Raw genomic sequence first — 20040 nt, 5'->3', positions numbered from 1 at the left:
TCCTTATTTTAATAATAGCCAACCATTATAGATATTAATCAACAAAACAACTAGAATAACACTTTGAAAAACAATTGTTACTTTATCTGGAGAGAGAACATTGCTAATTTTTGCCCCTAATAATCCGCCAAGAAAAGCAGCAGGGATAACAAAAAATAACATAGATAAATCATACATTAAAAAACCTGTGGTGGTAGCCATCGTTGTGAGTTTTGCAAATTGCGAAAAAAGAATGGTACAAATCGAGTAAACTGCAGCTTCTTTAATGGGCATTGCAAACATTAACATGAGAAGAGAAACATTAATTGGCCCCCCACCAATTCCTAGTAGACTAGCTAAAAAGCCAAGTATGATTCCACAGAAAATATACCACCCCAAATGGTGCAAATGGAAACTTTTCCATTCATATCTTGAATACAGAAATGCAAAAATCAGCGTGATAATCGTCAATATAATTTGAACGAGCTGAACTGAACTCCCTTTCCCAAAGTAACCTAAAAGGTAATCAAATAAAACATTCCCTAGAATGCCACCAACAATAGCACCACCAGACACACTTAGTACACGAACCACATTCAAATGAATACCGCCACTTTTTATTTGACGAAAAGTAGAAACAATAGCCATCGTAAAAACTGCTGTGGAAGAATAAAAAGATATGGCAGCAACCGAATGCCTACCAATCAAATCTAAAATAGGTTTAATGATGACGCCCCCACCCATTCCAGAAATGGCTCCCACCATGTTAGCGAAAATGATGACGAAGAAATATAAAATCCCAGTCATACTTTCACCTGCGTTAAGCATTTCAAGATTTCATCTATTTGTGGAATAAAAACTTCGAGCAAGGATTGATAGCCACACATGTTTTCTTCCTCATTTACATACATGCAATCCTTCATTCTTTTGCATCCCCCAAGACACATTTGTTCGAAAGGACATTTGCTACAAAAACTCGGTCGCTTTTTTCTTTCGCAAATAAATGGACTAGTTATCCCACGATTAAATAGTTGCCGAATAGATAGCTCCTGAATAAATCCCAGTCGGTAAGTATCTAACACATAAAAATCACAAGGATAAACACTTCCGTCTGCTTCTATCACATACTGCATTTGACATTCTCCTAGTATTCCACAAGCAGTAATTTCTCCATCTACCAATAGATGAATAAGGTCATCGAACAGTTTTATGCTTCGATATGTCCCCTCCCGCAATTCAATGAACCATTGTTCTAAAATGGACAGATAGAAATTTTTAAATCCTTCTGGAGATAAGGCATATTTCGTTGGTGATTTTAAAGAAAGATCTGGCAAACAAGGGATAAACTGAATAAAACCAATATTCTCCTGTTGGATAAACGAATAGATTTGCTCAGGCTGACTAGCCAATTCACTAGTTAATACACAAAGTATGTTATAGTCAATTTGATATTCTTCAAACAAGTTCTTTACTTCCACTACTTTAGAAAAAGTACCTTTTTCTTTCGGATCCACTCGATTTTTATCATGCAATTCCTTTGTACCGTCTAAAGAAAGCCCCACTAAAAATTGGTTTTTTTTAAGAAAATCACACCACGTTCTATCAATCAGCAATCCATTCGTTTGTATGGCATAGCAAACTTTCACTTTCTTCATTTGCTCGTTCACTGCTCTAACAATGAACTCAAAATAGGAAAGTCCTGCAAGCGTTGGTTCACCGCCTTGAAAATTAAGTGTTAAATGATCTCCCTCTTCTAAATCTATAAAAATATTTGCAATCATTTTTTTTGCAGTTTCAAGAGACATTTTACCATAAGACTTGACCTCTCGAAGTGAGCTAACATCTGTGTAAAAACAATATTTACACCGAATATTACATAAAGAAGAGGCCGGCTTAATTAAAACTGAAACATGCTTCATAGTTACTTCCTCAATTCTGCTTTCATTTCCTGTAAATTTATAAATAATTTTCCAGTCCGAGACGAACAAATTCGCTTTTCGGTGCTTCAATTTTTTTCATAACTTCAAGAAGTTTTTGAATCATTTTTTCTTCAATTTCCGGATTATCCAGCGGCTCTTCTTGTGCTTTATCTTTTTCAAGATCAAACAATAAGTGTCCGGTGGAATAAGAATCAATAAACGTTGAAACTTCAAGTTCTGCATAGGGGTATTGATTCGTAAATCGATTACCTTCTTTTAAGCGCATCTGATCAAGAATTTCTTTTTTTATAAAACCCCTCATTTGAGCAAAATTTAGCGTTTGAATGGTGACAGGTCCATTGGAAGGATGCACAGATGCGCGCATATAAACATAACGACCATCAAAGATATTAACATGCCCTCCATTTGTTCCAAAAATGATCTCTCTATGGTTTTCATGTACGGAAGGCTCTTTTTTCAGTGCCCCAATTATCGATTTTCCATCCATATCCAACTGATTGTCTATCTCAAAAAAATCAAGCAATGTTGCAGGTAAATCAATGGTTTGACTAAGCATTGTCGAGCGCTTCCCTTTTTCCAAATCCGGATGGCTTAAAAAGAAAGGAAGGTGAATAATTTCTTCGTACATTGGCGCTATATTTTTTCCAAGCCAATTATGCTCCCCAAGCAAGAAACCATGGTCCGTATTAATTATGATAAGTGTATCTTCCCACATATTCTGTTGGTCAAAAAATTGAAGTAGTTTCCCTAGGTTTTGGTCACACAAGGAGATTAAAGCTGCATATTCATTTCGAAGTTCCAAAAGCGCCTCATCACTTATAGAATCATCTGTACGCCCATATCTAGGCCAAAAAAATGGATTTTCCCCTGGATTGTTTTCGTAAAGCTTTCGAAACTCATCTGGAACATAAAAAGGCTCATGCGGATCGAAGCATTCAATTTGTAAAAACCAATTATCTTCTTCTTGATAAGTTTTTAAAAATTCAATTCCTGCTTCCACTGTTTTAACACTTGACATTTCTTCCGCATTTCTCTGCCTTGTTCGATTCGCATAATGTTGTTCAGCAGAAATTCCAGTTTTGTTTAAAGGATTTGTATTCTCTTCTTGTCGATTCTTTCTCGGTACCCACCGATCTCCTTCCTGTCCCCGGAATCCTTCCCACGTAGAATAGCGATTATGATAGGTGGCGCCACCGTCTTCAAAATAATGAGAGTGATCTGTTACAAGATGACAATAAATTCCATTCTTCTGTAAAACTTCAAAAACTGAGTGATCAAAGGGTTCTAGTTGGCCCCACATCCGGTGCATAAAATTATAACGCCCCGTGTGCAATTCCCTTCTAGCAGGCATACACGGCATACTTCCTCCATAAAAGTTATCAAATGTAATCGTTTTTTCTCTTAACTTGTCAAAGTTTGGGGCTTTTACCCAATCATTTCCGTAATTTGGAAGAAAGTCTCGCGTAAGTGTGTCAAACATAACCATGACAGCTCGCATTTCATTTCCTTCTTTCTAATTTTATTTCACAATACTTAAAACAACATTTGGACTTAAATCAGGTTCATGACTTTCTTGACTCGAAATCACATCCAGATATTGGTCACTGTTTGTAATGATAACTGGCGTTTCTACTGAATAACCTTCTTCAACTAATTTGTTCAGATCAAATTCAATCAGCAAATCCCCTTTTTTCACTTGATCTCCTTGTTTCACTTTAGCGTCAAAATAACGACCTCCAAGATTTACTGTATCCATACCAATATGAATCAGTATTTCAACGCCATTAGCTAGCTTTAGACCGATAGCATGTTTTGTTGGAAAAAGTGTTTCAACCGTTCCATCTGCCACTGCATATACTTTTCCTTCAGTTGGTCTAACTGCTATCCCTTTCCCTAATAACCCTTCTGAAAAAGCTGGATCTTTAATGGAAGAGAGTGGAAGAATTTCTCCTTGAATGGGAGATTCAAGATGCAACGTTTCCAATAACTCTTTTGGTTCCAACCCTTCCTCATTTTGTTCTTGTGACTCCTCTTTTTCAGCTGCTATATCCGCGGTTGGATCATATCCTAACTTTGTCATAGTCAAAACAAAACTAATGATAAAGGCAACCAAAATAGCTAATAAGGCTCCAAAAAAGGCGCTATTCATGCCAGTATCAGGATTTATATAATTGGGAATCCCAAATATTCCCATGCCACCAATGATATAGTTTTTCGTACCAAAAAATCCCATAATAGCCCCACCTACAGCAGAAGCCACAAGTGTAACGATAAACGGTTTTTTCCTTGGTAAAGTCACACCATAAAGTGAAGGTTCAGACACCCCAAATAAACTCGAGATAAATGCTGGAATACCAATAGCGCGTACAGATTTATTTTTCGAACGAATAACAATCGAAAGCACCGCAGCCGCTGTTGCAAAAGGAGTAGCCATTCCAAGTACCATAACTGGATCATATCCTAATACGGAAATATTATTAATGGCAATTGGTATAACTCCCCAGTGCAAACCAAACATAACGAGTACTTGCCAGAGTCCTCCAACAAAAAGACCCGCAATGATCGGATTAAAATTATAAATCCCTAGAGCCGCAGCACCTAATAAATTACCAATCCAAGTTGCAATAGGACCAATAATCAAGTAAGTAAGGGGAACCATGAGAATGACTGTCAAAAAGGGAACTAAGAAACTTTTAACAACACTAGGCGTTATTTTTTTAAGGAATCTTTCTACTTTAGCAGCAAAATAGGTTGAAATCACAATAGGAATAACACTAGAACTATAACTCATTAAAATCACTGGAATCCCTAAAAAAGTAATGTAGATTGGAGACTCGAAAATAGTTCCTTGGAAAAGAGTGTATAGCGGTTCTTTTCCTGCTGTAAATGTTGCAAGCGCTGGATATACGAGTGCTGCACCAATTGCCATTCCAAGAAAAGGAGTTAAACCAAATTTCTTGGCTGCTGTGTAACCCAAGAAAATGGGGAAAAAGTAGAAAAAGCAATCCCCAGCAGCTTGTAAAATCTGAAACGTTCCTGAATCCTTCGTAAATAGACCTAAAGATACAAATAGTACATTTAACCCTTTAATCATCCCTGTTGCCGCAAGTAAACCCAAAACAGGAGTAAATATGCTTGAAATCATATCAATAAAACGATTAAACAAACCTTTTTTCTCTGATTCTCCCTCTGAAGACGAACTTTCATCGCTAAGTCCTGCATACTCCATAAATTCTTGATAAACTTCAGGAACGTGGTTTCCAATGACAACCTGATATTGTCCTCCACTTTGGATAACTGTAACGACTCCTTTAATGGCCTTAATTTTATCAGTCTGTGCTTTATTTTCATCTTTCAATTTAAAACGAAGCCTTGTTACACAGTGCGTTAAACTGGCTATATTTTCTCTTCCACCAATTTCAACTAACAATTTACTCACGAGTTCTTTATACTTCAACATTCTCACCCTTTCTCATTTTCTTCAACAAAAAAAGACAATACCAATAGAAGCCAATAACCTAGCCTCTAATTAGTATTGCCTGCATCACCAGTAACACCTAATTAATTCTCTATTAATTTTTGAATATGGAGCGTTAAATAAAGTAATTCATTGTCATACAATGTTATTTTTAAATAGTTTTCTATTAATTTTGCGGTTTCATAGGCGGCAGGATACTTCTCAACTACATGTACGAGCAACGGATTTCCGGCATCTTTTTCCATAGAATCGACTCGTTTAAAAAAGAAACGGAGATGAGTAACAAAGCGATCGAAAGCAATACTATTCTCATCAATCTCTGTTTTATTGTGAATCCGAATAATCGTAACGATGTCCCTAATTTTCTCCGTCAACTTCTGAATGTCTTCAACCTGTTCACCACTTTTAATAATCTGCGCATTAATAAAGTGAAGCGCAATATTTCCTGCTTCATACTCTTCGGGCTGTATATGAATCTTGTCTTTAATTAAAGACAAGGCATAGTTCCCAACCGCATATTCCACCGGATAAAATTTTTTTATTTCCCATGTTAGTTGATTTGGAATTTGTAAGCCTTCTTTCATGAGCGCTACCAAATTACTAATATGGTCTGTTAGTGAAATATAAATCGTATCACTTAATTCATACTTGATTTTGCTCTTAGCAAAACGAATAATGTCATCTGCGATCGAAGCATATTCAACTGATATATTTTGGAGCAGTTCCGAAAACCGATGCATAGATCGCGCTTCATCTAAAACAAAAGTTCTTTCAATTTTGGTCGAATCTGCTTCGTCACCAGGCCTTTTTTTAAAGCCTAATCCTGTTCCAATCCAAATGAAGTCTTTTCCTTCCTTTGCAACCAAAACTGCATTATTGTTTAAAATTTTTTTTATTCGCAATTATACCTCCTCTCCCTCCAAAAAAAAGCTATACCCCAATAAGCCCATCTTCTCGTTTAAGAAAATGATAACTTATTAAGGTATAGCCTGATAAATTCAAATTCAGTAACTACCCCGTAACACAAACTAAGTATAGCACATGTTCGATTTTTTGTAAACGCTTAATCTCAAAAAATCATTATCCCTATCTGTTACTATCCCTTATTATTTACGAACAGATATATGGATAAAAAACAACTTCTTTTAGCAGTTCTAAAAAAAGATGTCCCCCTTTGATTAGAGATCGCCTTCTTTTTTGAAAGGCGATCTCTATCAGCTATAAGACTATTGAATAAAAACATGAAATAAAAATTGGTTTGTCTTGTGCTATTTCTTTCTGAGCAAAATAGTAAAAGTGATAAGTCCAAGTTTACTGCTTATTGTGGTTTTGAAGAAGATTTTGCTTTATAGCTTTCGAAATCCCCCCCATTATTGCCGTCAATAACCTCCGTTTGCTCCATATAACTAGAGTATTCTTTAGAGCAGAGCCAAAACCAGCATAAAAACAGGACCCAAAAAGTGTACTTTTTGGATCCTGCTTAATTTCTTTATTTCACTAACGCTTTGGCAGCATTTAGTTGTGGATCATTTTCTTTCAGTTGCTTGCGAATCTGTTCAATCAACTTATCCGTTGTTTTTCCAGTCATGACACCTGTTGGCTCGAGTCCATTATCACTTTGAAAGCGCTCGACGGCATAAGCTGTTTCGCTGTCATAAAGTCCATCTACTTTTCCGACATTATAATCTAGCGCCTTAAGCAGTTTTTCAACCACTTTTACTTGGTCACCGAAGTCGCCTTCCTTCATTTTTTTACTACTTGAAGGTACCGTTAGCGTGGCATATTCAGGCATGCTAATCACTTTGTCCGGTGTAAGACCTTTCTTGTTAATCCAAGTTCCATCTGGTGTGAGCCATTTGGCTACCGTAAGTTTGAGCGTTGATCCATCATCTAAAGTTTGTGCCGTTTGCACAGTTCCTTTACCAAATGATTTCGTTCCAACAAGTTTGACGCTTCCTGATTCACTAGCAGCCGCAGCTAAAATTTCCGATGCACTGGCACTGCCATCATCAATTAACATCGTCGTTGGGACTTTCACTTTATAATCATCATTTACAGAACTATCTGCTGTAGCCGCAGATTTTTCTCCATTCCGGTCTTCCTCTTGTACAATCACTTTCCCATCAGGAACAAACATATTTGAAATCGCAATGGCTTGATCGAGTAACCCTCCAGGATTACCGCGCAAATCAACAACGAGACCTTTCATGCCTTCCTTATCCAACTCTTTCAAAGCTTTCAGGAATTCTTCCCCAGTATTTTCCGAGAAGGTACTAATCGTTACATGCGCAATCTTATCGCTACCCATTTCTTTGTAGACCGTTTCAACCGGAATTTCATCACGTGTTAATTTAAATTCCATCGGTTTCTCTACGCCATCGCGTTCGATCGTAAGTGTAACCGTTGTTCCTTTTTTGCCGCGGATTTTTTTAATAGCCTGATTCGTTGTCTGACCCTTAATTGACTTTCCGTCCACTTCCGTAATTCGGTCACGCGGTTTAATCCCGGCTTTTTCAGCTGGTGAATTTTTAATTGGCGAAATGACAATAATATGACCCTCTTCTTCGCCGATTTCAGCTCCGATTCCTTCAAAGCTAGAACTAATCGTATCATCAAACTCTTCCGATTCTTTCTTCGTCATAAAAGTAGAATAGGGATCATCAAGAGACGCAATCATACCGCTAATTGCTCCCTCAGTAAGCTCAGCCGAGTCTGTTTTTTTATAATAATTTTTCTTAATCGTATCGTATGCATTATAGAGTTTCGTAAATTCCTTCCGTTCAGGAATTGAAACCTTCACTTGTTTATCATCGCCGAGCGACATCACAATCGTTGTGACAAGAGCTGTTACAAAAACAAATCCAAAAAGAAGCATAATAAACGGAAATAAACGCATTCGGACGTATTTGCTAGTTACTTGTTTCTTGCCCGTTTCTTCTTTTTCTTTATCTTGTTGCTCCTCACCATTTTGTGGGTTTTGATCCATCCACATTCACCACTTTCTATCTAGGTCCAAAGAACTTTTAAAATCACTTTAACTCTATCATTTTAACAGTTTTTCAAGCTAAATGGTATCCTTTTTCATGAGAATTCAATGAGAATCTCAAAGCAGGAATAGCCTTAACCTTTCGTAATCTGCCTGACAAGCCCCATTAATGCCTCAACACTTGCTTGATCTTCCTTTTCTCCCGCAGCTTCAAAATTTCGTATTTCCTCTTCTAAGATAGCAAGCCCCACTTTCTTAAGGGCTTCCCTCGTTGCAGTGAGCTGCGTTAAAATCTCCTTCGCCGAACGCTCCGTTTCAACCATCTGTTCTAGGCCACGAACCTGCCCTTCCGCTCGTCTTAAGCGATTAACGAGCGCCTGCTTTTCATTTGCTTCCATCTTTTCAACTCCTCGCAAGAACCCGCAGATTCACTAAAAAACTGTCTTTTCTAGAGAAAAGACAGTCCTAGTTATGCTTGTTCAGCTTTTTTAAGCTTATCATCTAAAAGCTTCACATGTTCAAAAAATTCTTCTAACGTCCAGTTGTTTTTATAAATAATCGCAGCCGCATCTTTACCCACATAGCGGAAATGCCAAGCTTCGTATTCATACTTTGTAACCTTTTCTTTTCCCGCAGGATAACGCAAGATAAAGCCGTACTTATGCGCATTTTCTTTCGCCCAGGTTCCTTCAGCCGTTTCACCAAATGCCGCTGAAAGTTCTAAGCCCGCACTTTTAGCTGACATATCCATCGCAAGCCCCGTTTGGTGTTCACTTGTACCGGGAACAGCAACCGCCTCGCCTGCTTTTGCTTCGCCTTTCGCTTTCACTTCGGCTTGATAAACCTCTTCTTGGCGACTATAAGAGCGATAACCAGAGACCGCATAAAGCTCATATCCCGCAGCTTTTGCTCCCTTAAACATCTCTTCAAGAGCAGTTCCAGCAACTTTTCTCATTTTCGCTTTTTCAATATCTGGATTTCCGAAAGAAAATTCGACATTGGGACGAACGAGATCGCTCGGAATATAAGTCGATTGCATCAAGTAATCTTTATTCGCTAAAATCAGTAGATTCGCTTCATTTTCAATGTACTCTGTCCCATTTCGTTCCACAAGCTTATTTTGTTTCGCGATAAATGGATAAAGCGGATCCTTTTTCAGTTTAGCCACTTCAGCAGATTCTGATTTTTGCGTGACCTTTGCTGAATCATTCGAATTGGCTTGACTGTTTCCGTCATCTTGTACCGTTTGCACCACTGAAAGCGCAAGCGCAAACGCAATTGAAATCATCGTATTCATTTAAAATATCATGCCTTTCCATTTTGAAAACTTATAAAGCCGCTTCAAGCGCCACTTCAATCATATCACCAAAAGTGGTTTGGCGCTCAAGTGCCGTTGTTTCTTCCCCCGTTAAAATGTGGTCACTCACTGTAAGAATTGCAAGCGCATTCCGGCCATACTTCTGAGCAAGCGTGTAAAGTGCAGCTGCTTCCATTTCAACGCCAAGTACGCCATAATCGGCCAGTTGTTTTTTATCCAGTTCATCATTATAAAAACGATCCGAAGAAAAAACGTTCCCCACTTTGAGCGAAAGCCCCTTTCGAGTTCCTGCATCATATGCTTTTTTAAGCAAATCAAAATTCGCCACTGGAGCAAAATCAACACCTGGAAAGGTATTTTGATTAATCCTTGAATCTGTTGAAGCCGCTTGGGCAATGACAACATCGCGAACTTTCACATCTTTTTGCAAAGCGCCCATCGTCCCAACACGAATTAAATTTTTCACATCATAGCTTTGAATCAGTTCATTCACATAAATCGAAATGGAAGGAATTCCCATCCCAGTTCCCATGACAGACACTCGTTTTCCTTTATAAGTTCCCGTATAACCAAGCATCCCTCGAACTTCATTAAACAAAATAGGCTCGCTAAAAAAAGTTTCTGCAATATATTTAGCCCGAAGCGGATCTCCTGGAAGTAAAATAGTTTCCGCAATTTCTCCTTGTTCCGCTGCAATATGTACACTCATGAATTAAAAATCCTCCTTTATCTTAACGATTTTTTTCCTCGCTCAGTAAATACTCGTCATATAACTCATCAAATAGCGCCATGCCGTTCAAATAAGGCGCATTTAGTTCCAAATAGTCGCTTAGCACGTGATAACTCTTGGCTTGTTTTGGAAAGCTGTGATCTTTATAAGCTGCATTGGCAAAGGCCGTTTTAGGATCGCGTTTTTCCGGATCACGATAAGTCATTAAAAAATGATAAAAAGTCCGTCCCATAAGTCTCCTCCAACTTGTTTTTCATGTTCTTACTATAGAGGATTTTTTGAAAAACGTAAAGTTTGATTTTATAACGCGTTTAAAATTTCTTCACAGAGTTCATGAGTTAAAAGCGCATCTTGTTCTGCAATCGGTAGCTTCTGATGGTTTTTGACAGCTCCTAAAAACGCCTCGACAATTGGAATAAAGCCCCGTTTATAAAGCATCTTTTCCCAATCTGGAAACCGCTCAAAGCGCTTCGTAATTCCAGTTCCAATTTCAAGTTCCTGCAAATTAGATACCGTGTATTTCCCATCACTTGTCAGTACTTCCACTTTTTCTTCACTTACGCCACTATTTCGATTCATGATCGCTGTTGCCACTTTTCCGTTCCCGCTACACTGAACAGTTAAACTTTCTAACAGCCCACTTCGGAAAACAGGATAAGCTTGGAAGGCTTCTACCTTCCCGTCTAATAAAAAGCGCACTGTATCCACCACATGAATAAAATCATCATAAATAAAAGTACGTGCTTCTCCAGTGCTATCCGCCCTATTTTTCTGCATCACAATCATATTCGCATGGTCAAGCTGCTTCAACTCTTGATAGAATGGTGCGAAACGCCGGTTAAAGCCTGTCATTAAAGGAACCCCTAAGCGCTCTGCAAGTGCTGTAAGTTCACGAGTTTCTTCAATTTGATCCGAAATCGGCTTATCGACATAAACAGCGATCCCCGCTTCAATAAACGGCCTTACAATCTCAGCATGAGTTTGTGTCGAACTATGTACAAAAGCAGCTTCAACACCTGCTTCAATTACGGATGCAATTGAAGTATGAGCTTCTTTAAATCGGTATTTATTTTTTAAATGTTCCAGCTTTTCCAGATTCCTTGTATAAAGATGCACTTCAATTTCTTCCATTTCTGCAAAAACTGGTAAGTAAGCTTTTTGCGCAATCCCGCCCAGTCCAACAATAGCTACTTTCATGTTAAGCTTCCTCCTTTAAAAAAGGCTCTTCGGAAACCATCCAAAGAGCCTATCCATTTTTATGAAAAGAGTACGCGATATTTGCCGTATCCTTCTGTTTCGAGATCTTCTACGGGAATAAATCGAAGTGCCGCTGAATTGATACAATAACGTAGCCCGCCTTTATCACTTGGACCATCTGGAAAGACATGTCCAAGATGTGAATCTGCATTTTTTGAACGGACTTCCGTTCGTCTCATGCCGTGGCTATCATCAAATTTCTCAAGCACTTCAGCCTCATCAATAGGTTTTGTAAAACTTGGCCAACCACACCCCGCATCATATTGATCCGTCGAAGAAAAAAGTGGTTTCCCAGAAACAACATCAACATAAATGCCCGGTTTAACATTATCAAAATACTTATTCTGAAAAGGCGTTTCTGTCGCATTTTCTTGTGTCACTTTGTATTCCAAATCTGAAAGTTCTTGTAAACGTTCTGCTTTTGTTTTTTGATCCATTGTCCTCATCCTTCCCAGTGATTTTGGATAAATTGATCTCTTCCAGAACCGCGACGGTAGCCTTCATAGTGCATCTTTTCTTTTTTATAAAAATCTTGATGATAATCTTCTGCTGGATAAAAAGTGCTCGCAGGAACCACTTCCGTCACGATGGGTTTTTTAAAACGACCACTTGCGTCCAAATCTTTGATCGCTTGTTCAGCAATTTTCTTTTGTTCTTCATTATGATAGAAAATCGCCGGGCGATAAGAACTGCCGCGATCAACAAATTGTCCATCTGGATCAGTTGGATCCGTTTGTTGGAAATAAACTTGAACTAATTTTTCATAAGGAAACACGTCCGGATCAAATGTGATTTCCACCGCTTCCGCGTGCCCTGTGTTTCCGCGACAAACTTCCTCATAAGTTGGATTTTCTGTTGTTCCACCTGTATAGCCGGAAACAACTTTCAAAATGCCGGGTTGAGTGTCGAATGGCTTGACCATACACCAAAAACAGCCTCCCGCAAAAGTTGCTTTTTCTAATTTTTTATCAGTCATATGCGTCACCCCTGTCTCCGTTTAATTAACGGGTACTAAAAGTGTAAACGAAATGTCATCTTTCTTCAAATCAAGTGCATCGACACGAACTTTCGTATCACCTTTCAGCTTCAATTTATTTAAATCCAGATAGATTTTTTGCTGTTTTGGAATGACCGTAACCCAATTTGGAAACTTATAGGTTTTATTGACGAAACTCATGACATAGGAGACAGGAAGCGGCAATGCACCAACTGCCATATCTTTTAGTTTCAATACGACATCGCCATTTTTCTTAACTGAAGGAGAAAAAATCAACTTCATCTCAATCGGCTCATCAAAAATTTTGGCTTCTGCTTTAAAAATAACATTATTTGCGACATAAACGTCATAACCGATATCTTCATCATCGCTAAAGTCGTCAATATATGTCTGAATGAGTTTGTTTAAATCTGCTTTTGAAGTACTCGTCGAAAACTCGACATTTTTATGATTGCTTTTTATCGCGGGAGTCGGTTCTTCTGTTGGATTGAGAACAAAAATAGATAAATAAATCCAACCAAAAAAACCTGCGATAATTAAGAACAGCGCTAAACAAACCCATTTCCAAAAATTAATTTTTCGCTTTAATTCTTGTTTTTCACTGCTTCTTGTTTGCTTTTCCGCCAAACGAATTCACCTTACTCTTTCTTTTTAGGAATCTTCCCCGCTTTCAGCTCTTTTATAATGGTACTATCAAGCTTATGAGCGATTTTTTCATACCCAGTATGATTCGGATGGAAATAATCGTCCGAAAGTAGCGGATTGGGTTTATCCCGATTTTTTTTATCGCGATTTTCAATCAACTGTGCAATCGGAACAAAGTAAGCATTTTTTTGTTGCTTAATGAACGCTTGTGAATTAGAATTCCAATTTGTAATGACTTCATCAAACTGTTTAATTTGACTAAAATAAGTGGTATAAGGATTGTAAACTCCCACAAGAAAAATCGGGGCATTCGGGTTGTTTTCCCGAATGAGCGAGAAAACTTCCGTCAAGTTTTTTTGAAAATTCTCCTCTGCTTTAGTAAAGTCAGAAACTTTTACATCAAGCAATTTTGATTGGAGAACTTTCATCACATCATTTCCACCAATGGTCATTGTAATTACGTTTGCTTTTTGAACTGCTTTTTGAAAGTCGGGTTCCGTTTTTAGCCGTTTCAAAAGCTGATCGCTTCTGTTTCCCGATACGCCATGATTGCTCGTTTCGACACTTCTTACCTCTTGATGTTTAGTGAGTGATTTATCAAGAATGCCGACATAACCGCCAGCTTTTTTCTCATCGCCATCGCCTTCTGTTAGCGAATCCCCCATTGCAACTAGGGAAATCGGCGTCTTTTCTTCTTCCTTTTTTTGGTCAAGGTACTCTTTTAGCCAGAAGCCTCCAAAAATGATAGCTAGAAGAATAAGAACAGCCACGAGTAAAACTAGTAATCTTTTTTTCGTCATCGCTTTATATCCTCGCTTTATTCCGTGTAGTACATGACTGCAAAAGCGCCATTCCCAGCATGTGTTGCCACAACTGGATCAGCATCAAAAATGGGGATCGAAGAAATTCCAAGCAGTTTTTTAGCAGCAGTTTGAAATGCTTCTGCCATTTGTAAGCCATTCGCATGCTCAACATCTAGCGCAACTATTTTTCTTTTTTCAGTCCCAACAAGTTCTAACAAGTAGTTCAAAATTTTCTTGTTACTCCTTACTTTCGCCGTTTCTTCCAGTTGTCCTTCTTTTAATTCCGCAATCAATTTAATATTTAACAGACTGCCTAGAAGCCCTTGTACACGCCCAACACGACCGCCTTTAATCAAGTTTTCAAGTGTGACAACCACGATGTATAACTTCGTTTTCGAGCGGATTTCTTCCATCCGTTCTTTAATTTCAGCCATTGTATGATTTCCAGACTGTGCCATTTTTGCCGCTTCAAGTACTTGAAAAGCTTGACCACGCGCGATAAAATTCGTATCGACAACTTCCACTTCTCCCGTAGTCATAAGAGCCGCTTGACTTGCCGTATTTACAGTTCCACTCAATTTTTCAGTTAGATGAATAGAAAGAACTTCATAGCCTTCAGCTAGATATTTTTCATACAGCTCAACAAACTTTCCAAGTGGTGGCTGCGAAGATTTGGGCAATTGTTTAGACTCACGCATAAGTTCCATAAAAGATTCCGGTGTTAGTTCATTTAAAGGATCATATGTCTTTCCGTCCACTTCTACAGAAAGCGGAAGTACTTCAATTTCATACTTCTCAGCTTCTTCTTTTGAAAGGCAAGCTGTTGAATCCGTAATAATTTTAATTTTTTTAGTCATTTGGTCACATCCAATTTATTTGATACCCTCTATTATAACAGTTTCGCCACTAGAAAGATAAGAAAATTCTTTCCTTTCTTTTCCTTTTAGCGTATCATGAGAGTAACTTTAACGAATCAGGTGATAAAATGAATCCAAGTGTTTACCGCTTCAAAGAAGAACTTGCTAATTCGATTACGCACGGAATTGGCTTTTTGCTCAGTATCCCCGCGTTTATCTTTTTAATTCTTTACAGCGTCTCTAAAAATGATCCTTTATACTTAACAAGCTTTTTAATTTATGGCATCTCGCTCATGTTACTTTATTTATGTTCGACACTTCTCCACAGCTTTAAGCCTTCAAAAGTACGCCGCTTTTTTAACATCCTTGATCATGCCTCCATTTATTTACTAATCGCTGGCTCTTACACTCCTTTCGCGCTTATCACTTTGAAAGGCACGCTCGGTTGGACGCTTTTCGGTGTCATATGGGGACTTGCGATTTTAGGCATCCTTTACAAGATCTTTTTTCTAGAAAAATGGCGGATTTTGTCGACTATCGTCTATGTTATCATGGGCTGGTTAGTACTCCTTGGCATTAAGCCGCTCTATGCAGGACTCAGTCCATCTGGATTTTTCCTTCTCCTTACAGGAGGAATCATGTTTACAGTCGGCGCTTTGCTTTATAGTTTTCCAAAAATCCCCTATATGCATGCGATTTGGCACTTGTTTGTCATCATGGGAACCACTTTCATGTATTTCTGCATTTTATTCTATGTCTAGCGAAAACCAGGATACTTTCCTGGTTTTTTTGTATAGACCAATTCTGATTTATTCTTTAATTCTCTCAATCCTTCCTACTAGATCACTTTTAATAGTATGACACATTTAATGCTTGATTTTAATTATGTCATACTATATAATTTCCGTATAACCTATTTACAAGAAGGAAGTGATTCTTATTCAACTTTCAGAACGTCAACATGCGATCATGGCGTTTGTAAAAAAGAATGAGCCTGCCACTGGTGACCAAATTGCACGTTTCTTAAAATTAACTCGTGCAACGATTCGCTCCGATCTTGCCGTTTTAACAATGACGGGAATCTTGGATGCGCGTCCTAAAGTAGGCTACTTTTATTCCGGGCTAGAAAAAAATCCCGGTTTATTCGAAGACATTCGCAATTTAAAAGTCAGTGAAGTGATGACACATCCCATTCTTGTTCCGAAAGAAATGAGCGTCTATGATGCCATTGTTCAGCTTTTTCTAGAAGATTCTGGGAGCCTCTATGTGGCTGAAGAGGCGCGTCTCATCGGGCTTGTTAGCCGTAAAGATTTGTTAAAAAGTACGATTGCTGGCTCCAATACAAAAGAAACGCCGATTGTAACAATTATGACGCGGATGCCTAACTTATTGACAATCAAAAAGACGGATCCCGTATTAGATGCCGCACTTTCTATCGTGACGCATCAAGTGGATTCGCTTCCTGTTGTTGAAGCAGAGGATCGGATTATCGGTAAGCTTTCTAAATCGAGTATTGTAGAACTTTTTGTGACAACTTTGAAAGAAGAAAATTAGCAGGAGGGGAATTATGAAGCAACCTGTCGTTATTTATGTAATTTCGGATGCGATTGGAGAAACGGCTCAACATACTATTCGAGCCGTTACCGCCCAGTTTGATTTTGATGAACAACCGGATATCCGGCGGCATGCCTTTATTCGTGATGAAGCAGCCCTACTTGAAACATTGGAGGAAGCAAAGGCAGCAGATGGAATTGTCGTCCAGACACTGGTTAGTTCTAAGCTTGCTCGCTACGCCAAATCTTATTGTGAACAAGAAAAAATAGCCAATATTGATTTACTTACCCATCTTACGAAAGCAATTGAAGGAAAAACGGGGCTCCATTCAAAAGAAGATCCGGGAAATATGCGCCGCCTTGACAGCGCTTACTTCGACCGGATTGCCGCAATTGAATTTGCTGTGAAATATGATGACTGCAAAGACCCACGTGGTTTGCTCGAAGCAGACATCGTTCTTGTTGGGGTTTCAAGGACTAGCAAGACTCCTCTTAGTAGTTATTTAGCGAACCAAAATTTTAAAGTGGCAAATGTCCCTCTTGTCCCAGAAATCCCCTTGCCTGAAGAACTTTTTAAAATTCCTGCAAGCAGGATTATCGGGCTTACAACAACTCCAGAAAAACTTGGGCGGATTCGCCGGGTTCGTCTCCGGTCGATGGGGCTTGATGAAATGAGCAATTATTCAAGCGACAGACGAATCCTTGAAGAGTTGGAATTTGGTTATGAAACCTTTAAAAAGCTGAAATGTCGAGTTATTCACGTGGAAGATAAGGCGATTGAAGAAACTGCTGCTCTTGTGCAAGAAATGATTGAAGAGAAATAAAAAATCTATTTGTTGAGGTGAAGACAGTGAGGAAATTTGTTTATCAGTTTAATGAAGGTTCAAAAGACATGAAAGTACTTTTAGGTGGAAAAGGAGCTAATCTTGCTGAAATGACCAAGATTGGTTTACCGGTGCCGCCAGGATTCACGATTGGAACTGATGCCTGCAAAGATTACAACGATAATGAACAAACGTTATCGGAAGAAATTTTTGATGAAGTCCTCGCTCATTTAAAACTGCTTGAAGAAAAAACGGGCAAGCAATTTGGTTCAAATGAAAACCCACTTCTGGTTTCTGTCCGATCGGGAGCGCCTGTTTCTATGCCTGGGATGATGGACACGATTTTAAATCTCGGTCTAAATGATAAGGCGGTCCAAGGGATGATTCATCAAACGAAAGATGCCCGTTCATCGCTTGATTCATACCGTCGTTTCATCCAAATGTTTGGAGATGTTGTAAGAGGTATTCCTTCTTACAAATTTGAAGAAGCCCTTTCACTGATCAAAAAACAAAAGGGTTACGCACAAGACACAGAATTAACACCGGATGATCTTGAAAAACTTATTACCACTTACCAGGGACTCTATCTCGAAAATGGATCCGAGCCTTTCCCGCAAGACCCGCTTACGCAACTTAGGCTCGCGGTGCAATCGGTTTTTGATTCCTGGATGAACCCGCGTGCTGTCGTTTACCGTCGGCTCAATGATATTGATCCTAATTTTGGAACCGCTGTCAATATTCAAGCGATGGTCTTCGGCAATACCGGAAATAAAAGTGGCACAGGGATTCTTTTCACACGGAACCCGTCCACTGGTGAAAAATCGGTCTTCGGCGAATTTCTGATCAACGCCCAAGGTGAGGATGTCGTTGCGGGGATTAGAACACCAGAGGATATTTCTAAACTTGAAAGTCACATGCCGGATGCTTATCATGAGCTTTTGGAAACCTGTGAGCTTCTTGAAAATCATTACTTAGACATGCAAGACATTGAATTTACCATCGAAAAAGAAAAGCTCTTTGTCTTGCAAACACGAAATGGGAAACGGACGGCCCAGGCTTCGGTTCAAGTCGCAGTAGACCTCGTGCATGAAGGAAAGATCAGTCGTAGCGAAGCGATTAAGCGCATTGATACCAAACAAATTGATCAACTGCTCCACCCCACTTTCGAGAAAAAAGCGCTTGAAAAAGGAGAAGTTATCGCAACAGGGCTTCCTGCAAGTCCTGGAGCGGCATTCGGGAAAATCTACTTTGATGCGAGTGAAGCTGTGGCAGCGGCCGATTTGGGTCAAAAGGTGATTCTCGTTCGGAATGAAACCTCTCCTGAGGACATCGAGGGTATGGCAAAAAGTGAGGCCATTCTGACAGCACACGGTGGCATGACGTCCCATGCGGCTGTTGTCGCTCGTGGAATGGGAAAATGTTGTGTCGCCGGCTGTTCGGAAATCAACATTAATGAAAAAGAAAAACGCATTCTAACAAGTTCAGGGGTCACACTGCATGAAGGCGATGCGATTTCACTGGATGGCTCAACTGGAATGGTTTACTTGGGTGAAATTCTTTTGACAGAAGCGGAAATTGGTGGTCATTTCGATGAGCTCATGGAATGGGTAAACGAAGTGAAGCAGCTTGATATTCGCGTCAATGCAGACACTCCGAATGATTTACTGACTGCGATTCATTTTGGAGCGGAAGGCATTGGTCTTTGCCGCACGGAGCACATGTTTTTCCATGAAGAACGAATCGCTTATGTGCGCCAAATGATTGTTGCAGAAAGTTTGGAAGAAAGAAAGCGTGCACTCACTCACTTGAAGGAAATGCAGAAGGACGACTTTACACAACTTTTCCGTATCGCAGAAGGAAGACCGGTTAATATTCGGCTCCTTGACCCGCCTCTCCATGAGTTTTTGCCAAAAGCAGAAAAAGATTTGGAAAGGCTTGCACAAGATACAGGAAAAACACTTGCAGAAGTTAAAAAACGAGTTAACGAACTAGCAGAATCAAATCCAATGCTTGGTCACCGTGGCTGTCGCCTTGCTGTAACTTATCCAGAAATTTATAAGATGCAAGCGGAAGCGATTATGGAAAGCGCTGTTCAGATTCATGATGAAGGTCAAAAAGTCTTTCCTGAAATTATGATTCCTCTTGTCTCTTCTAAAGAGGAACTTGCTTTTGTGAAGCAGGAAATTAAAAATTCTGTTCAAGCTATTTTTGATCGCGAACGAGTGCTTCTTCCGTATGACATTGGAACGATGATTGAGATCCCACGGGCTTGTGTGACGGCAGATGAAATTGCGAAAGAGGCTCAGTTCTTTAGTTTTGGAACGAATGATTTGACTCAGCTTACTTACGGCTTCTCGCGTGATGATGCTGGCAAATTTTTACCAAGCTACAGTGAGCGTGGTATTTTGGAAACCGATCCTTTCCAAACGCTTGATACAGCTGGCGTAGGGGCATTAGTCGAAATGGCAGTTTCTCGTGGGCGAATGACCAACTCTAATATGAAAATGGGGGTTTGCGGCGAACACGGCGGAGATCCTCGCTCGATTCACTTCTTCCATAAACTTGGATTAAAGTATGTTTCTTGCTCGCCGTTCCGTGTTCCTATTGCGCGTCTTGCAGCGGCGCAAGTCGTTTTAGAAGAACAAACGCAACTACAAAAAGCGTAAACACTTA

General features: G+C 39.3%; 20 protein-coding genes. 4 read left to right on the top strand and 16 right to left on the bottom strand.

Going from position 1 to position 20040, the window contains the following annotated elements:
• Positions 1–3 precede the first annotated feature (3 nt).
• The 16 genes from HB912_RS02950 to HB912_RS02875 all read right to left on the bottom strand — a co-directional run bounded on the left by HB912_RS02950 (position 4) and on the right by HB912_RS02875 (position 14990).
• Positions 4–786 carry a sulfite exporter TauE/SafE family protein gene (locus HB912_RS02950; protein ID WP_185372136.1) on the bottom strand — a complete coding sequence of 261 codons (783 nt, stop codon included), beginning with the start codon at positions 784–786 and terminating at the stop codon, positions 4–6.
• Positions 783–1898 carry a radical SAM/SPASM domain-containing protein gene (locus HB912_RS02945; RefSeq protein WP_185372135.1) on the bottom strand — a complete coding sequence of 372 codons (1116 nt, stop codon included), beginning with the start codon at positions 1896–1898 and terminating at the stop codon, positions 783–785. Before HB912_RS02945 ends, HB912_RS02950 begins: the two co-directional genes overlap by 4 nt.
• 37 nt (positions 1899–1935) lie before the next feature.
• Positions 1936–3417 carry a sulfatase family protein gene (locus HB912_RS02940; RefSeq protein WP_185372134.1) on the bottom strand — a complete coding sequence of 494 codons (1482 nt, stop codon included), beginning with the start codon at positions 3415–3417 and terminating at the stop codon, positions 1936–1938.
• A gap of 21 nt (positions 3418–3438) precedes the next feature.
• The gene (locus HB912_RS02935; RefSeq protein WP_185372851.1) at positions 3439–5376 is read right to left on the bottom strand and encodes a beta-glucoside-specific PTS transporter subunit IIABC; all 1938 of its coding nucleotides are present in this window, start codon (positions 5374–5376) and stop codon (positions 3439–3441) included.
• A gap of 104 nt (positions 5377–5480) precedes the next feature.
• Positions 5481–6299, bottom strand: a complete 819-nt coding sequence (locus tag HB912_RS02930) for a PRD domain-containing protein (RefSeq protein WP_185372133.1) — start codon at positions 6297–6299, stop codon at positions 5481–5483.
• Between the two features lie 587 nt (positions 6300–6886).
• Positions 6887–8383, bottom strand: a complete 1497-nt coding sequence (locus tag HB912_RS02925; RefSeq protein WP_185372132.1) for a lmo1851 family serine protease — start codon at positions 8381–8383, stop codon at positions 6887–6889.
• A gap of 134 nt (positions 8384–8517) precedes the next feature.
• Positions 8518–8781 (bottom strand): metal-sensitive transcriptional regulator, encoded by a 264-nt coding sequence (locus tag HB912_RS02920; protein WP_185372131.1) that lies wholly within the window; start codon positions 8779–8781, stop codon positions 8518–8520.
• A 71-nt stretch (positions 8782–8852) separates the two neighbouring features.
• Positions 8853–9680 carry a M15 family metallopeptidase gene (locus HB912_RS02915; RefSeq protein WP_185372130.1) on the bottom strand — a complete coding sequence of 276 codons (828 nt, stop codon included), beginning with the start codon at positions 9678–9680 and terminating at the stop codon, positions 8853–8855.
• A gap of 31 nt (positions 9681–9711) precedes the next feature.
• A complete protein-coding gene (gene deoD / locus HB912_RS02910; RefSeq protein ID WP_185372129.1) occupies positions 9712–10410 on the bottom strand; it encodes a purine-nucleoside phosphorylase in 699 nt (232 codons plus the stop codon).
• A gap of 22 nt (positions 10411–10432) precedes the next feature.
• Positions 10433–10663, bottom strand: a complete 231-nt coding sequence (locus HB912_RS02905) for a YozE family protein (RefSeq protein WP_185372128.1) — start codon at positions 10661–10663, stop codon at positions 10433–10435.
• 68 nt (positions 10664–10731) lie between these two features.
• Entirely contained in the window at positions 10732–11628 is an 897-nt protein-coding gene (locus HB912_RS02900; protein WP_185372127.1) for a Gfo/Idh/MocA family protein, read from the bottom strand.
• A 59-nt stretch (positions 11629–11687) separates the two neighbouring features.
• Entirely contained in the window at positions 11688–12125 is a 438-nt protein-coding gene (gene msrB / locus HB912_RS02895; protein ID WP_036071723.1) for a peptide-methionine (R)-S-oxide reductase MsrB, read from the bottom strand.
• Positions 12126–12130: 5 nt separating this feature from the next.
• Entirely contained in the window at positions 12131–12664 is a 534-nt protein-coding gene (gene msrA / locus HB912_RS02890) for a peptide-methionine (S)-S-oxide reductase MsrA (RefSeq protein WP_185372126.1), read from the bottom strand.
• A 21-nt stretch (positions 12665–12685) separates the two neighbouring features.
• Entirely contained in the window at positions 12686–13312 is a 627-nt protein-coding gene (locus HB912_RS02885) for a YpmS family protein (protein WP_036071725.1), read from the bottom strand.
• Positions 13313–13323: 11 nt separating this feature from the next.
• Positions 13324–14130 (bottom strand): SGNH/GDSL hydrolase family protein, encoded by an 807-nt coding sequence (locus tag HB912_RS02880; protein ID WP_185372125.1) that lies wholly within the window; start codon positions 14128–14130, stop codon positions 13324–13326.
• A 17-nt stretch (positions 14131–14147) separates the two neighbouring features.
• Positions 14148–14990: a DegV family protein gene (locus tag HB912_RS02875; protein ID WP_185372124.1), complete on the bottom strand. Its 843-nt coding sequence runs from the start codon at positions 14988–14990 to the stop codon at positions 14148–14150.
• A 128-nt stretch (positions 14991–15118) separates the two neighbouring features.
• On the opposite strand from HB912_RS02875, the gene trhA reads away from it, so the two are divergent.
• The 4 genes from trhA to ppdK all read left to right on the top strand — a co-directional run bounded on the left by trhA (position 15119) and on the right by ppdK (position 20033).
• Complete coding sequence (gene trhA / locus HB912_RS02870; RefSeq protein ID WP_036071730.1) at positions 15119–15751, top strand: PAQR family membrane homeostasis protein TrhA; 633 nt, start codon at positions 15119–15121, stop codon at positions 15749–15751.
• A gap of 169 nt (positions 15752–15920) precedes the next feature.
• Positions 15921–16544 (top strand): transcriptional regulator CcpN, encoded by a 624-nt coding sequence (gene ccpN / locus HB912_RS13355; protein WP_185372123.1) that lies wholly within the window; start codon positions 15921–15923, stop codon positions 16542–16544.
• A 13-nt stretch (positions 16545–16557) separates the two neighbouring features.
• On the top strand, positions 16558–17367 hold the full coding sequence (locus HB912_RS02860) for a pyruvate, water dikinase regulatory protein (RefSeq protein WP_185372122.1): 810 nt from the start codon (positions 16558–16560) through the stop codon (positions 17365–17367).
• Positions 17368–17393: 26 nt separating this feature from the next.
• A complete protein-coding gene (gene ppdK, locus HB912_RS02855; protein WP_185372121.1) occupies positions 17394–20033 on the top strand; it encodes a pyruvate, phosphate dikinase in 2640 nt (879 codons plus the stop codon).
• Positions 20034–20040 lie beyond the last annotated feature (7 nt).

It is taken from the genome of Listeria aquatica, assembly GCF_014223975.1.
Taxonomy (GTDB): Bacteria; Bacillota; Bacilli; order Lactobacillales; family Listeriaceae; genus Listeria; species Listeria aquatica.
Note: the sequence above shows the minus strand (reverse complement) of the source record. Positions and strands in the feature narration are given on the sequence as shown.

Coding starts and splice junctions, on each gene's coding strand:
- HB912_RS02950 (WP_185372136.1), bottom strand. CDS start 786: ATGACTGGGATTTTATATTTCTTCGTCATCATTTTCGCTAACATGGTG.
- HB912_RS02945 (WP_185372135.1), bottom strand. CDS start 1,898: ATGAAGCATGTTTCAGTTTTAATTAAGCCGGCCTCTTCTTTATGTAAT.
- HB912_RS02940 (WP_185372134.1), bottom strand. CDS start 3,417: ATGCGAGCTGTCATGGTTATGTTTGACACACTTACGCGAGACTTTCTT.
- HB912_RS02925 (WP_185372132.1), bottom strand. CDS start 8,383: ATGGATCAAAACCCACAAAATGGTGAGGAGCAACAAGATAAAGAAAAA.
- HB912_RS02920 (WP_185372131.1), bottom strand. CDS start 8,781: ATGGAAGCAAATGAAAAGCAGGCGCTCGTTAATCGCTTAAGACGAGCG.
- HB912_RS02915 (WP_185372130.1), bottom strand. CDS start 9,680: ATGAATACGATGATTTCAATTGCGTTTGCGCTTGCGCTTTCAGTGGTG.
- deoD (WP_185372129.1), bottom strand. CDS start 10,410: ATGAGTGTACATATTGCAGCGGAACAAGGAGAAATTGCGGAAACTATT.
- HB912_RS02905 (WP_185372128.1), bottom strand. CDS start 10,663: ATGGGACGGACTTTTTATCATTTTTTAATGACTTATCGTGATCCGGAA.
- HB912_RS02900 (WP_185372127.1), bottom strand. CDS start 11,628: ATGAAAGTAGCTATTGTTGGACTGGGCGGGATTGCGCAAAAAGCTTAC.
- msrB (WP_036071723.1), bottom strand. CDS start 12,125: ATGGATCAAAAAACAAAAGCAGAACGTTTACAAGAACTTTCAGATTTG.
- msrA (WP_185372126.1), bottom strand. CDS start 12,664: ATGACTGATAAAAAATTAGAAAAAGCAACTTTTGCGGGAGGCTGTTTT.
- HB912_RS02880 (WP_185372125.1), bottom strand. CDS start 14,130: ATGACGAAAAAAAGATTACTAGTTTTACTCGTGGCTGTTCTTATTCTT.
- HB912_RS02875 (WP_185372124.1), bottom strand. CDS start 14,990: ATGACTAAAAAAATTAAAATTATTACGGATTCAACAGCTTGCCTTTCA.
- trhA (WP_036071730.1), top strand. CDS start 15,119: ATGAATCCAAGTGTTTACCGCTTCAAAGAAGAACTTGCTAATTCGATT.
- HB912_RS02860 (WP_185372122.1), top strand. CDS start 16,558: ATGAAGCAACCTGTCGTTATTTATGTAATTTCGGATGCGATTGGAGAA.